Here is a 15,293-nt window from a genome sequence, read left to right as displayed (position 1 = left end):
TATAATGAAAAGAATTCTTTGTCCTAAATGTGAGAACTATCTTTCTTTTGATGAAACTAAATATAGCGAAGGCCAGTCATTGGTTTTTGTATGTGAACACTGTGGTAAGCAATTCAGTATTCGTCTGGGGAAGAGTAAGATGAAGGCTCCTCGTAAGGAAGAGAAATTGGATGAAGATGTATATAAAGAAGAGTTTGGCTGTATCGTTGTCATTGAAAATGTCTTCGGTTTCAAGCAAGTGTTACCTCTGCAAGAAGGTGATAATATCATTGGTCGCCGTTGCGTAGGTACAGATATTAATACTCCGATTGAAACCGGTGATATGAGTATGGACAGACGCCACTGTATTATTAATGTGAAGCGTAACAGACAAGGAGAATTGGTTTATACTCTTCGTGATGCCCCAAGCCTGACCGGAACTTTCTTGATGAACGAGATCTTGGGGGATAAAGACCGTATTCGCATTGATGACGGAGCCATTATTACTATTGGAGCCACTACTCTTATCCTTCGTGCTGCAAAAAAAGAAGAAATTTGACCTCCTATTAGAAGGTATAGGCAGTAGTATGCGGTGCACACCAAACATTTGGGATATCCGTATTTTAAGAAGTTAACATCTTAAGAATACGATATTAACATCCTATATGTAGGAAGTTAACTTCTTGGAAATAGGAAGTTAACTTCATTGGAGGTAGGAAGTTAACACCTTGTAACCTTCATTCTGATAAAACGTTTTTCCTTTCTTATTTTAAGATCAGAATCCTATAAATATCCGGTTTATTTTTGTATCTCTAAGTAATTTTTTTAATTTTGTGTTCGATAACGATTGATGAAATCAAAATATAAATAGAAGGTATTTTGCTTATAATCAATAGTGTAATCTTAATTATATCTTAGATAATTATTCTATACAATAAAAGCACAAAAGAATGAAAAATTTTATGGATAAAAATTTCCTGCTTCAAACCGAAACGGCTCAGGAATTATATCATAATCATGCGGCTAAGATGCCAATTATTGATTATCATTGTCATTTAAATCCCCAAATGGTAGCGGATGATTATCGGTTTAAGTCCTTAACTGAAATATGGTTAGGCGGTGATCATTATAAATGGCGTGCCATGCGTTCCAATGGTGTGGATGAATGCTTTTGTACCGGTAAAGAAACGTCAGATTGGGAGAAATTTGAGAAATGGGCAGAAACGGTCCCATATACTTTCCGTAATCCACTGTACCACTGGACGCATTTGGAACTGAAAACTGCATTTGGTATTGATAAAGTACTAAATCCGAAAACAGCACGTGAAATTTATGATGAATGTAATGAGAAACTTTCTTCTCAGGAATATTCTGCTCGCGGAATGATGCGGCGTTATCATGTGGAAACCGTATGTACAACGGATGATCCTATCGATTCATTGGAATATCATATTAGAACTCGCGAAAGTGGATTTGAAATCAAGATGCTCCCCACATGGCGACCGGATAAAGTTATGGCTGTGGAAGTTCCTTCAGATTTTCGCACTTATATAGAAAAATTGTCAGAAATAAGTGAGATTACTATTTCTGACTATAATGATATGATCTTAGCTTTGCGTAAACGTCACGACTATTTTGCAGAGCAAGGGTGTAAGCTGTCTGATCACGGGATCGAAGAATTTTATGCTGAGGACTATACGGAAGGTGAGATTAAAACTATTTTCAATAAAATATACGGCGGTTCGGAATTGACAAAAGAAGAAGTTTTGAAGTTTAAATCAGCAATGTTAGTTGTGCTCGGTGAAATGGACTGGGAAAAAGGATGGACACAACAATTTCATTACGGTGCTATTCGGAACAATAACAGCCGAATGTTCAAGCAGTTGGGACCCGATACGGGATTCGATTCAATAGGTGAGTTTGCTACAGCTAAAGCCATGAGTAAATTCCTGGATCGGCTGAATTCAAAAGGTAAGTTGACTAAAACAATTCTGTATAACCTGAATCCTTGTGCAAACGAAGTAATTGCCACCATGATAGGTAATTTTCAAGACGGGAGTATACCTGGTAAGATTCAGTTCGGGTCGGGATGGTGGTTCCTTGATCAGAAGGATGGAATGGAAAGGCAATTGAATGCTCTTTCTCTTCTCGGATTATTGAGCCGTTTCGTGGGAATGTTGACGGATTCTCGCTCCTTCCTCTCCTATCCTCGTCATGAATATTTTCGTCGTACTTTATGTAATTTATTGGGGTGTGATGTGGAAAACGGTGAGATACCTTTGTCGGAAATGGAGCGTGTCTGTCAGATGGTTGAAGATATAAGTTATTTTAATGCCAAAAACTTTTTTCATTTTTAATTAGTGTCATCTTATCTGTTACAATAAACTGAGTCGGAAATTCGCTTTTCAAGCCTTTTCCGGCTTTTATTTTAGATGTGGGGGTGTCGCATTGGCAGAAAATCTTATCTTTGCGTCCTATTATCAATTTTAAAAAAGAAAAACATAAATGAACAATTCCCCTCAGCCTGCTGCCAAAGGGTTCACAAGAGCCTTTTATGTCAGCAACACAGTCGAACTGTTTGAACGCATGGCTTACTATGCTGTGTTTATCGTTCTCACTATTTACTTATCTACTATTTTAGGTTTTAATGATTTCGAAGCAAGTATGATTTCCGGTCTTTTTTCCGGTGGATTATACTTGCTTCCTATTTTTACCGGAGCATATGCCGATAAGATTGGTTTTCGTAAATCAATGCTTGTTGCCTTTTCGTTATTAACTGCCGGATACTTTGGTTTAGGAGTATTGCCTACATTGCTTGAAAGTACCGGGCTGGTGAGCTATGGGGCAAGTACCCATTTTAGTGGATTGACGGATAGCGTTTTCCGTTGGTTGATAGTGCCGGTTTTATTTATAATCATGATAGGCGGCTCATTTATTAAGTCTGTTATTTCGGCTTCTGTTGCCAAGGAAACAACCGAGGCTACCCGTGCACGTGGATATTCTATTTTCTACATGATGGTTAACATCGGTGCTTTTACCGGAAAAACAGTTATCGATCCTCTCCGAAATATGATTGGTGATCAGGCATATATTTACATAAACTATTTCTCCGGATTTATGACTCTTATTGCTTTGTTGGCTGTTTTCTTTTTGTATAAATCAACCCACACCGTAGGAGAAGGAAAAAGTATGCGTGAGATCGGGCAAGGTTTCTTGCGTATTGTCACCAATTGGCGTTTATTGATTCTAATACTTATTATCACGGGATTTTGGATGGTGCAGCACCAACTTTATGCTACGATGCCAAAGTATGTAATTCGTATGGCAGGTGAAACAGCCAAACCGGGATGGATTGCTAATGTAAATCCTTTTGTTGTAGTATGTTGTGTTAGTTTTGTAACTCGTTGGATGGCAAAACGCAGTGCCATTACCTCAATGAATATTGGTATGTTTCTGATTCCGGTCTCTGCTCTATTGATGGCATGCGGCAATCTTTTGGATAATGAAGTTGTTTCTGGAATAAGCAATATTACATTGATGATGATTGCCGGTATCGTAGTTCAAGGTTTAGCAGAATGTTTTATATCTCCCCGTTATTTGGAATATTTTTCTCTACAGGCTCCCAAAGGTGAGGAAGGTATGTATTTAGGGTTTAGTCATCTTCATTCTTTTTTATCTTCAATTTTCGGATTTGGTCTTGCCGGCGTTCTTCTGACCAAGTATTGCCCGGATCCAATTTTGTTTGAATCCAAAGAGGCTTGGGAAGTTGCCAGTGTGAATGCACATTACATCTGGTATTACTTTGCGGCAATCGGTTTGGTTGCAGCAATTGCTTTGCTTATTTTTGCAAAAATCACTGATTTCATCGATAAAAAGAAGAAAACTAACGTCTGATTGTTTCCTTTTTTATGTATATTTGCCGGCAATTTGCCATAAAAGTTGCCGGCAATTTGCATTAAAAAGAAGAGAATAATGAAGATTAGATTTATAAGCCTGGCCAGTGGCAGTAGTGGAAACTGCTATTATATAGGTACCGAAAAATACGGCATACTCATTGATGCGGGTATTGGAATTCGTACAATTAAAAAATCACTGAAAGACATAAATGTGACGATGGACTCGATACGTGCAGTATTTATTACTCACGATCATGCCGATCATATTAAAGCTGTAGGACATTTAGGTGAGAAATTGAATATTCCGGTATATACTACGGCACGTGTACATGCAGGAATCAATAAAAGCTATTGTATGACAGAAAAGTTGCATGGTTCTGTACGCTATTTGGAGAAAGAAGAACCGATGCAATTGGAAGATTTTCGTATCGAGTCTTTTGAAGTTCCGCATGATGGAACAGATAATGTAGGCTATTGTATAGAAATTGACGGAAAGGTTTTTTCATTCCTTACCGACTTGGGAGAGATTACTCCGACTGCTGCCCGATATATTTGCAAAGCCCACTATCTGATTATTGAGGCTAATTATGATGAAGAAATGCTTCGTATGGGACCTTATCCGACATATCTGAAAGAGCGTATCTCAAGCAAAACAGGTCATATGAGTAATATAGATACTGCTAACTTTCTTGCGGAAAACATAATGGAGCATCTTCGTTATATTTGGCTTTGTCATCTGAGTAAAGATAATAATCATCCGGAGTTAGCATATAAGACAGTTGAGTGGAAATTGAAGAGTAAAGGTATTATTGTCGGGAAAGATGTGCAACTACTTGCTTTAAAGAGAAATACGCCTTCGGAGCTCTATGAGTTTGAATAAATGTGAGAAAAAAAGAGTAAAAAACAGGCCTATTTATTTGGCAGTATAAAATAAAAGCCATACTTTTGCAACCGCAAACGAGAAACAAGCACTCTTAGCTCAGCTGGTAGAGCAATTGACTCTTAATCAATGGGTCCAGGGTTCGAGTCCCTGAGGGTGTACAAAAGGAGATTATTTATAATCTCCTTTTTGTTTTTGGTGACATTTTGAAATATTGTTTTATCTTTGCCACCGCAAAAATTAATTTGATGAAAACAACTTATCAGTTTAACATACTCGTCAATCATTTGGAGCTGGCTTAGCTACAGTTTCATCCCGTTTTAGATATATCTTAGGTTTTCCAGGGGTGTATCCTATTCTTTTTTTCTTCTGCATAGATGCAACAGGGAAATAATTTCATTCTTTATCAAACTTATTATGAATAATTGGAAGAAAAAGTTTATCATTATATGGACAGGGCAACTATTCTCCATACTAAGTAGTTCTATTGCCCAGTTTTCTATTGTTTTGTGGATTAGTCTTAAAACGGGATCTGCGGAGGTATTGTCATTTGCAACTATCGCTGCTTTATTACCACAAGCTTTATTAGGTCCTTTTGCCGGTGTCTTTGTCGATCGTTGGAATCGTAAATGGACTATGATTGGTGCTGACAGTTTTGTTGCTCTCTGTTCCGGAGTGATCGCTTTGCTGTTCTATTTGGATATAATCGAATTATGGCATATATATCTTTTACTTATGTTGCGTTCGGTTGGCGGTGCATTTCATACGCCTGCCATGAAATCCTCTGTACCATTGTTGGCACCGGAAAAAGAGCTTATGCGCATTGCGGGTATCAATCAAGCTATCCAGTCGATTTGTAACATTGGTGGTCCGGCTCTTGGAGCCATATTGCTCCTTGCGTTTGACATGAGTCTTGTCATGCTTCTGGACGTATTGGGAGCTATAATAGCTTGTACAGCTTTACTTTTTGTGTATATTCCCAATCCTAAACAAGAAAATACCTCAGCTAAAAATGTACTTTATGATATGCGAGATGGATTTAATGTAATTATGCGTAATAAAGGAGTCAGTTGGGTAATGGTAACTGAAGTTCTGGTTACATTTTTTGTTATGCCAATGGTGGCATTGATGCCGTTGATGACTTTGAAAAATTTCTCGGGAACAGCATATCAAGTAAGTTTGATAGAAACTCTTTTCGGTGCTGGCATGTTGGCCGGTGGTGCCTTATTGGGTGTATGGAATCCAAAGATACGTAAAACTTTGTTGATTTCCATTTCCTATTTTTTGCTTGGTGCGGCATTGGCATTTTGTGGAATACTTCCGGCTGATGGATTTGTACTTTTTGCAGCATTAACAGTGGCACAAGGTATAGTTGTTCCATTTTTTTCCGGACCTTTTACTTCATTACTGCAAACTCAGTTTAAACCGGCATATTTAGGACGTGTGTTTTCCCTTTTTGACAGCGTGAGCTTATTGCCTTCTATCATTGGGTTGTTCATTACCGGATTTATTGCTGATAGTTTAGGAATAGCCAATATTTTTATCTGTTGTGGGATAGCAATTGTATTTACCTCAATTTTGATGATGTGCATTCCGGCTGTCAGAGATCTGGAAAAGCAAAGTAAATAGATATGGGATTGGTTATCCTCTGATCATTTATTAGGGAAAAAGCTGATCACCGTTCGTACTTCTTTACTTAGGGATATTCCTAAAATAAGAAAATTTAAGGCAACTAATTCATTGCGAGTTAGTTGCCTTTTTTGTATCTTTAAGCATTCCCCCTAAAAAACGGTTTGACGGCCAAAACGGGGGTAATCTAAAATAAAAACACATGGTAAAGATACAAAAAATATCAGAAATCGAACCTTGTTTAGGTTTTAGTGAGTTCGATATGCTTAAAAAATATCGTCAAAGTTTTGCAACGAGTGAATTAGGTCGCCTCCATTCTTTATTCCCTTTCTCGGAACTGGCCCGACAAATGCATTTGAAGTCCTCTGCTTTGGGGCGTAAAAGTTATTTTTCTCCCGAAGGTAAAATAGCCTTGATGGTCTTGAAGTCTTATACCAACTTTTCCGATTCACAACTGATTGACCATTTAAACGGTAATATTCATTACCAGTTATTTTGTGGTGTTCAGATCGATCCGCTTCATCCGCTAACCAATCCTAAAATCGTTAGTGCGATTCGTCAGGAACTAGCGGCTCGCCTTGATATTGAGTCCCTCCAGCTTATTTTGGCAGAGCATTGGAAACCTTATCTTGAGAACCTTCATGTCTGTATGACCGATGCCACCTGTTATGAAAGTCATCTGCGCTTTCCTACTGATGTCAAACTCTTATGGGAAGGTATTGTATGGCTTCATCGTCATCTGTGCAAACATTGCCGGACATTGCACATGCAACGTCCCCGTAACAAGTATCTTGATGTAAGCCGTGCCTACCTTGCTTCTAGCAAACTGCGTAAACGCAGGAAATCACAGACCCGTATGATTAAACGCAGACTACTTCAGTTATTGGAAAAGTTACTGGACCAGCTGGAGCAGCTTCATTTATCCTACAGGCACAGGCTTACACTATCCTCTGATTACCAAAGACGTTTCTCGGTCATACGGACGGTCCTTGAGCAAGGGAAGAATTTATTTGCAGGCAAAAAAGTGCCCAACCGTATTGTGAGTATCGACCGGCATTACCTTCGCCCCATTATCAGAGGCAAGGAAACCAAATCCGTTGAATTCGGAGCCAAAGTCAACAATATACAGATAGATGGAATCTCCTTTATTGAACATATCTCCTTTAAGGCTTTTAACGAAGGAGTACATTTGAAAGACTGTATTCATCTGCAACAACAACTGACCGGGGTTAGGGTTAAGGCGCTTGCAGCGGATTCAATCTATGCTAATAATGCCAACCGGAAATTTTGTACTAAATATCATATAAGTACTTCCTTTAAGCGTAAGGGCAGAGCGTCCAAAGATGAGCCACTTCGGAAGATCTTACGGTCGGAACTCAGCCGTGAAAGAGCGACCCGCCTGGAAGGAAGTTTTGGAACGCAGAAACAACATTACTCACTGGCCAGAATTAAAGCTAGAAACAGGAAAACGGAAATGCTTTGGATTTTCTTTGGAATACATACGGCCAATGCAGTATGCATGATAGAAAAGGTTGAAAAGAAAAAAAGAGCGGCTGCATAATCAGACTAAAATAACAAAAGGAAAACAGGAGAGGTTTTTAACTTCCCCTAAAAAGACATATACATAATGTACCGTTGGGGAGAAAATATAAGAATATGTAAATAATATTCTATAAAAAAGATAGAAGACTGGAGACTTTACAGGAAAAAATTAAGAGAAAAGCTCACGTAAAGTAAAACTGTTCTCTTAATTTATAAGAAATACGGACATTTACTGAATATCCCGAATTATCATCGGTAAAGAAGCGCAAATGGTGATCCAGCCTCTATAGGATTACAATAGGAAATATGATCAGAGGATAGAAGCAATAGCCAATTAAAAAATGAATTGAAATCGTCCTTGAAAAACACTAAAGTTTTTGCGGCTGATCTCTTTTATACTGGCTCCGGGCATCAGATAGCTATAGTTTAATTTTATACCTATATATTTATTAATATAATAGTTGAGTCCGATGGAGATATCTTTTTGTTCTCCTCCCCAAATGGCGGCATCCTCATCATTGAGTGTCAAATAGTTAAATCGTGAACAAACCTCCAGACTTTTTCCTTCCGGACGACCGGCACATGCAACAGATTCATCGTACAGATAAGTTTCTCCGGATAAAAGCCAAGAGCACTGAAGGTAGGCTCCTTGTGCCACATAGTTCTTAAAAGCATTGTCTCGTTCCACATGAGCACATATATATTCACTTTGCAGGCAGAAACGGTGATAATAAACCAGTAGTTCTGTGCCAAATTTTATCTGATACGCTGCATGATCAATAGTAGCCATTGCAATATTTCGGTTATCAATCGTACTCACACCAGGAGATTTATAGATAAATATGTTTTTATCTTCTTCATTTAAGGATTCGTTAGGGGTGCGGTAATTGGCCGCAAAACCTATATGAATAAGTTTCTTGCTATCAAAAACCGGACGATATACTACCCTGCCATCCAAAGCATATCCATGTGACGCTTTTTTTAGGTTGTTGACTTCATTATCCATGAATGCCCCTCCTGACATATAATGACGTTTGTTTCGATAACTATAAGTGATTCCCATTCGTCTGCCGTTTGTTAATGCAAGAACAGCTCCTGGAGATTGATTAAAGCGAATGTCGAAAGTGCTGCACATCATTTCTAAACTAAACGGTTCGTAGAATTGTCCGACTTGTATAGAGTGGTTCTTGTATGTGTACTTTGCAAAAGCATCTTTTATTGTCGCTTTATTGCCGGTATAGCCTATTTCAAGTTTCATATCCCAATTTTGATATGCGACTTTTGCACCTATCCGAAGATCACTGAATTCAACTCCATTACCAAAATTATTATCATTCTTGAGATAAACACCGCCATCCAGAAGCATGCGTCCTGTCACTTTACATTGTAGTTTATCCGGATTAGACTGTGCTGAAGATATCAAAGCGTAAGATATACCTAATAGATAAAATAAGGTGTGTTTTAAATATAAATTCATTCGTTATTAGATTTTTAGTTTTGCTGTTTATTTCGACTACAAAAATACATCAAAAGAAATATAGATGAAATGGATATTATAAATTATTGATATAATGGTATGCCCAACCGCTTGAAATATTATAATATTAATGTAATAAAATTGATGTGGAAAATTATCAGCATAGTGGATCTTATAAAATATTATATCCATATCTTTTGAATTATAATAGTTTACGTGAATTATTCGATAGAGATCATTATAAAGCTTATCTAAAAAACTCCTTAGAATATTTTTCTTTATTCAAAGTATAATTTGTTTTTTACTAAATATTGATCTGAAAATTTCTCTTTTGCTATACATTATTGTGAATGAGCTCGTTTGTTTTGTGTGATTATTTGCAACTTGATACTTAAAAACAACAGTTTATTCTTTATACGGAATAAAAGACATTATTCCGTATAAAAAAGTCTCTTGAAAATTTGCTATTTAAAAATAAAGGTTTACCTTTGCACCCGAAATCAAGAACGCTTGATAACAATGCACTCTTAGCTCAGCTGGTAGAGCAATTGACTCTTAATCAATGGGTCCAGGGTTCGAGTCCCTGAGGGTGTACAAATAAAAAAGTAAATCAAATAAAAGCTCTGAAAATCACTCATATTCAGAGCTTTTTCTTTTTAACTATTCTAATAATAGTGGATCCATACCTAAATTCTGAAGGATAGTTTTATCAATATATAAATTTCGAGGTTCTGAATAGAAAGGATACAGCGTCCCTTATTACCCCTAAGTTGGTTGTGCTTAAAGGCTTTAATCTTTGTGTTGAAGGCCTTGTTTGCTGCGCTTGTGGTCAAGTATAGAATAATCAGAAAGCCAACAATTGCATTGTACTCATACTAAACCGGAATCAGACATACTGATGCCATCGTCAGTTAGCAAGTGAAGAAAGATTGGCGCAAATTGGTTTTCTTGTATTGAAATCAGTTCCTCTTTCATAATAATTCCTTTTGTATTGAAAATCATATGTGGAATTGATAGGATATTGATTTTTAGGTATTTGATAGTAAATAGATAGATAATTATGGCAAAAAGACTGGAAAAAAATGAATTTTATTTTGTTTTTGTTATCGAAACTTACTATCTTTAGAAAGTAGATATAATTGGGGGTAATTAATAAGTCCTGGCCCACAGGCGAATGATATGAGAATACAATTTGAAATTAAGGAAAAGTTACCTGAAATTATCGGGGAAATTCTGAATTCCGAAAGATGGACGACCCTTATCAAGGAAGATATTTCAGGTAGGAAATTAGTCGTAATCCGTGATCGGGCATTCGATTCGGAGGCAACTGTGGAGATTTACTCTCGTGAGGTTACTATTAAAACAGCTTGGTCAAGATATACTTATCGGCTGTTTTTATTGGGAGATTGTGTGTGGTGTGAGTACAATGGTGCTTATCGTGGGTTATTAGAACAAAACTTGTTGCCGTCTATAACTCCTAAAGAGAGTTTATTGGATTCGGAAGTTTTGGATAGTTCATTGTATGGGCATGAAAAGAAAAAACTCAGGGAATATGCTGAGGATAATCTTAAGCTGAAAAAATTCAGACGTGAAAATTTCAATGAAAATCGTACTGGTGTAGCTCCGTTTGATCATCCGAAAAAGGTGTATGACGAATTCATTAAAGAAGATTACATTGCTCCTTCTTCGGAAAGTAATAGTAAATAAAAAAATGAAGGAGGATTTATACTATATAAAGTATTAATCCTCTTTCATTTAGAGGATTATTCTGTATCCTCCATTTCCGGCGCATCATGTATACTTTTCATGATAAATGCCCACGTGATAAGCAAAAAAGCTATATAAATAATTATATATTCCATAATCCCTATATTTTAATGCTAATATAACAGGTTGGATTTCGAAAAGATGTTCATATTACATTTTTTTGCATATTCAGATGAAAATAAATGTATTGTTCTTGAGAATACGATCTATTTCCCCAATAATAACATCTGTAAGAGATTTATTTGTCATCAGAGTAACCATATTCTTTAAGAATATTTCTGCCAATCTCTTCCAGACAGCCTTTCAAAAACTTACTTATTTTTTTCATGATCACATTCCTTTCATTTTAGTTGTCATTCACCGATATAACAAAAATGATAATTCATGAGTTGTATTTTGATGTTGCTTTTTAGGAGGGATTTGGCTATTATTTGATCTGTATCAAGTAAACAATACAAAACGGATAGTTGTTTTTATTATAAAATCTAAAAATATAAACTTATGATTTACAAATTTTTATTCCCTCTTAAACCAGACAGTATGGGAGCGTCTGCATTCCTGCTGATTCTAAGAATCTCGTTTGGATTATTGTTAATGAATCATGGCATACAAAAATGGAGTAATTTTCAGGAACTTTCCACATCTTTTCCTGATCCGTTGGGATTAGGTTCTCCCCTCTCCTTGGGGTTGGCCATTTTTGCAGAGTTAGTATGTTCGATGGCCTTTATTATAGGTTTTCTTTACAGGTTGGCCATGATTCCAATGATCTTTACTATGGGAATTGCATTCTTTGTTATTCATGCAAATGATGCATTTGCAATGAAAGAATTGGCATTAGTATATTTGATTGTTTTTATTTTGATGTATATAAGCGGACCGGGGAAATATTCTGTCGATTATATGATAGGCCGGCAACTCCGAAACAAAAGGAAAATGTAAGCAGAAAAGTAACCTAAATTTGTTCTCTTTAGCTAAAAAGAGTATATTTGCAGACTATAATAGGATCGTTTTTATATAAATGATCCATAATATTAACCTAATAACAAATAAAAAAATTAGTATGAAAAAGAACAGATTAACTTTGGTTGCTGCCATTTTTCTCAGTGGTACTATCCTGTTTAGTTCATGTGTAGGATCATTCGGATTGTTCAATCGTATTTCGTCATGGAATCAGTCCATTGGTACAAAATTTGTAAATGAACTTGTTTTCCTTGCTTTAAATATCGTTCCGGTATATGGTGTCGCTTATCTGGCAGATGCATTGGTCATTAACTCAATCGAATTCTGGAGTGGTACCAATCCTATGGCTAATGTAGGTGATGTGAAGAAAGTAAAGGGTGAGAACGGAGATTATCTGGTAAAGACCCTTGAGAATGGTTATTCTATCACTAAAGAAGGTGAAAATTCAGCTATGGAGTTGATTTATAACAAAGAAGCAAACACTTGGAATGTTGTAGCTGACGGAGTAAGCACGGAATTGTTGAAAATGAACAATGACGGTACTGCTGAAATGAATTTACCGAATGGAGAAAAGATGAACGTAACTCTTGATGCACAAGGTATGATGGCTGCACGTCAGGCTACAATGGGCGGATTGCTTTTTGCAGCACGTTGATTATCGAAATAACTATAAAGATAAAGATGAAACCACTCTTAGAGTCAGTTTCATCTTTTTTTATTCCCATTCCTAATAGAATCAGAATGGATAGCCTACAGCAAAATGAAATGCAAAATCACGGCTAAATTTGGGATGAATAATAGGATAACGTTCTTTTGTTTTCTTATATTTAGGATTTACAGCTTTCATACCTCCGTCAAAACGAAGCACAAAAAAGTCAAGGTCCAGTCTGAGCCCTAATCCATAAGCCACTGCGATTTGCTTATAGAACTTGTCGAATTCAAAAGCTCCTCCCGGCTGGTTTTCATATTCACGGATAGTCCATATATTGCCTGCATCGATAAATGCCGCTCCGCGGAACTTCCAAAACAGACGTGTCCGGTATTCAATGCTTGCATCCAATTTGATATCTCCGGACTGATTCATGAAATTTCCATCGCCGGCAAAAGAGCCCGGTCCTAAATTACGTACAGACCATCCTCTTACACTGTTGGCGCCTCCTGAGAAGTAACGTTTCTCAAAAGGAACTACCTTGGCATTTCCATAAGGTACAGCAACTCCTATCCGCGCATGAAACGCAAGCGAATTGCGATGATCGATTATAATATTCTTGGCAAAATCAAAGTCACCTTTCAGATATTGTGCATAAGGTATACCTAAAATAGCATATTCCCCATCTTTATTCTTTCTCATATTAATCATTTTAGAGACTCCGTAAAGAATGTTGCCTGCAGATTCGAAGCCTGCCCGTATGGAATAAGAATTAGAAGTTATCGTATTATTGACAAGGGTTCCTCCTGCACTATTATAGTTATAAGTATATCCCATACGTACAATAAGACGATTTTCATAATTATATCTGAGGATATAGTTGTCTTTGTCCTTATCAATATAGTCTTCCTGGAATTGAGGAGAAATCCAGGGAAGGTAAAGGTAGCTGATATCCAATAAATCGATGCGGTGTTGAATCTTTTGTTTTTGCATCCATTTGTAGCTCCATGAAGCTGAAGCAATGGTACGGGAGAATTCGGGGCGTAATTGATAATTGTATTGTAGTCCGAACTCTGTCGTTGCTTTTATTCGCCGTTTAAAGTCAGAAGTCAGAAAGGGAAATAAGAAACTGGGGAAATTGATACTTGTTTCAACTCCGTATTCAGTATAATTATGGTTTTTATATCCCGGCTGTAATCCGGATATGGCCTCATAAGCTCCTCGGAATTTTACCATGAAAGTTTCTGAACCGCGAAATAAATTTCTATGTTGGAAAGAAACGGATGCGGCAGCTCCCAAATCACCTGCCGAATTAGTACCTTCCAACTCAAAAGAAACGGATTTATGCTTGCTTTTGGTTAACATTACATAGCAATTCAGTCTGGTACTATCGTCATTTTGTGTCTCAAAAAAACGAATGTTAGTATACTTGAGAGCTGAAAGCCTCCCAAAAGAAGTATAGGTCTTTTGTACGTTACGTTCATCATATAAATCTCCGGAGGTGAATCTTAGGTTATCTACCAGCATTTTAGGACGCAAATACAGTTGGTCTTTATAATAGATCGGAAATCCGTTATAATGCAGAGAGTCATTAATTTCAATACTGCTCAGAGCTGATGATTGCAAGACATCATAATCAGTAATAAAATTGATTTTGTTGATCTTGTACTGAGGATGTTCTTTAGGAACGTCACCAACATAAGCTTTATAGGGCAACAGATGTAAAGTCAAATCTACTTGATAGGTATTGCGGGCAGTATCTGCCGTATAAGTAATATAATCCTTATTAAATTTATAATAACCGTTGCACAATAAGTAGTCTGTAATACGTTGCCGTTCCGCATCAAGTGTGTTTACATCGAAAAGCATTCCTTCTTTCAACATTGATTTTGTAGAATCATTTTGAAGATATTCGGCTATTTTCTTATCAGAAATATCATACTTCAGTGTGCGTACAGTATAAGGTTTGCCTGAATTGATTTCATAAAACAATTTTAGCTTTTTCTTTTTAGTTTTTGTGGTTCTTTTTACGGTAGCTCCCATATAGCCGAGATTCTGCACTGCTTTTGCAATTTCTTCTTGCGAACGGATAGCATCGGCTTCATTATAGATAACCGGAGCATCTCCTATCTTGCGCAAGAATTTATTGAGCCATTTCGTAGAATCCCTTCCGGACCAATTATACACATACAGTTGAGTCTTGACTGCGCTGAACCATTTCGAGTTAGGATTCTGTCGTACATAAAGTCGCATGTCCGACGGTTTTATATCTTTATTATCAGTATGTATTTTTACTTCATCCAACAAATAAGAACCCTCCGGCACAAACTTAGTGGCAGAACACGAAGCCAGTGACAAAACAAAATAAAGAAGAATCGTGTAAAGAACCCCTTTCTTCATATACGGTTTTTAATAGATTACGCCAAATAGGTTACAAATATAAACCATATTTTTTGTTTGGGGAAATAAAAATGCCGGAAGAGCATTTCTACTTTTCCAGCATTTTTATAGATG

At 36.8% G+C, this 15,293-nt stretch carries 11 protein-coding genes and 2 tRNA genes; 11 read left to right on the top strand and 2 right to left on the bottom strand.

The features are described 5' to 3' along the window. The first annotated feature begins 4 nt into the window (after positions 1–4). From FDF36_RS02180 to FDF36_RS02150, 7 genes are all read left to right on the top strand, one after another. On the top strand, positions 5–538 hold the full coding sequence (locus FDF36_RS02180) for an FHA domain-containing protein (protein ID WP_005793935.1): 534 nt from the start codon (positions 5–7) through the stop codon (positions 536–538). A 391-nt stretch (positions 539–929) separates the two neighbouring features. Beyond that, entirely contained in the window at positions 930–2,336 is a 1,407-nt protein-coding gene (gene uxaC, locus FDF36_RS02175) for a glucuronate isomerase (RefSeq protein ID WP_005815898.1), read from the top strand. 148 nt (positions 2,337–2,484) lie between these two features. Further along, entirely contained in the window at positions 2,485–3,873 is a 1,389-nt protein-coding gene (locus FDF36_RS02170) for an MFS transporter (RefSeq protein WP_220390146.1), read from the top strand. 78 nt (positions 3,874–3,951) lie between these two features. After that, positions 3,952–4,755 (top strand): MBL fold metallo-hydrolase, encoded by an 804-nt coding sequence (locus tag FDF36_RS02165; protein ID WP_220390145.1) that lies wholly within the window; start codon positions 3,952–3,954, stop codon positions 4,753–4,755. Between the two features lie 88 nt (positions 4,756–4,843). Continuing rightward, positions 4,844–4,916, top strand: a tRNA-Lys gene (locus tag FDF36_RS02160). 256 nt (positions 4,917–5,172) lie between these two features. Continuing rightward, complete coding sequence (locus tag FDF36_RS02155; RefSeq protein WP_220390144.1) at positions 5,173–6,384, top strand: MFS transporter; 1,212 nt, start codon at positions 5,173–5,175, stop codon at positions 6,382–6,384. A 202-nt stretch (positions 6,385–6,586) separates the two neighbouring features. Beyond that, entirely contained in the window at positions 6,587–7,945 is a 1,359-nt protein-coding gene (locus FDF36_RS02150) for a transposase (protein WP_220390143.1), read from the top strand. A 315-nt stretch (positions 7,946–8,260) separates the two neighbouring features. Here FDF36_RS02150 and FDF36_RS02145 read toward each other — a convergent pair whose 3' ends face one another. Further along, complete coding sequence (locus FDF36_RS02145) at positions 8,261–9,403, bottom strand: OprO/OprP family phosphate-selective porin (RefSeq protein WP_220390142.1); 1,143 nt, start codon at positions 9,401–9,403, stop codon at positions 8,261–8,263. 521 nt (positions 9,404–9,924) lie between these two features. On the opposite strand from FDF36_RS02145, the gene FDF36_RS02140 reads away from it, so the two are divergent. The 4 genes from FDF36_RS02140 (at position 9,925) to FDF36_RS02125 (ending at position 12,785) form a co-directional block, all read left to right on the top strand. Continuing rightward, a tRNA-Lys gene (locus tag FDF36_RS02140) sits at positions 9,925–9,997 on the top strand. A 585-nt stretch (positions 9,998–10,582) separates the two neighbouring features. After that, positions 10,583–11,110 carry a hypothetical protein gene (locus tag FDF36_RS02135; RefSeq protein WP_220390141.1) on the top strand — a complete coding sequence of 176 codons (528 nt, stop codon included), beginning with the start codon at positions 10,583–10,585 and terminating at the stop codon, positions 11,108–11,110. A gap of 561 nt (positions 11,111–11,671) precedes the next feature. Then, positions 11,672–12,109 (top strand): DoxX family protein, encoded by a 438-nt coding sequence (locus FDF36_RS02130; RefSeq protein WP_005806070.1) that lies wholly within the window; start codon positions 11,672–11,674, stop codon positions 12,107–12,109. A 121-nt stretch (positions 12,110–12,230) separates the two neighbouring features. Then, positions 12,231–12,785, top strand: a complete 555-nt coding sequence (locus tag FDF36_RS02125; protein ID WP_044300861.1) for a DUF3332 domain-containing protein — start codon at positions 12,231–12,233, stop codon at positions 12,783–12,785. 81 nt (positions 12,786–12,866) lie between these two features. On the opposite strand, the gene tamL is transcribed toward FDF36_RS02125, so the two are convergent. Continuing rightward, positions 12,867–15,179, bottom strand: a complete 2,313-nt coding sequence (gene tamL, locus FDF36_RS02120; RefSeq protein WP_220390140.1) for a translocation and assembly module lipoprotein TamL — start codon at positions 15,177–15,179, stop codon at positions 12,867–12,869. Positions 15,180–15,293 lie beyond the last annotated feature (114 nt).

Source organism: Bacteroides fragilis, from assembly GCF_019583405.1.
Lineage (GTDB): Bacteria > Bacteroidota > Bacteroidia > Bacteroidales > Bacteroidaceae > Bacteroides > Bacteroides fragilis_B.
This window is presented reverse-complemented; position numbering and strand designations above follow the sequence as displayed.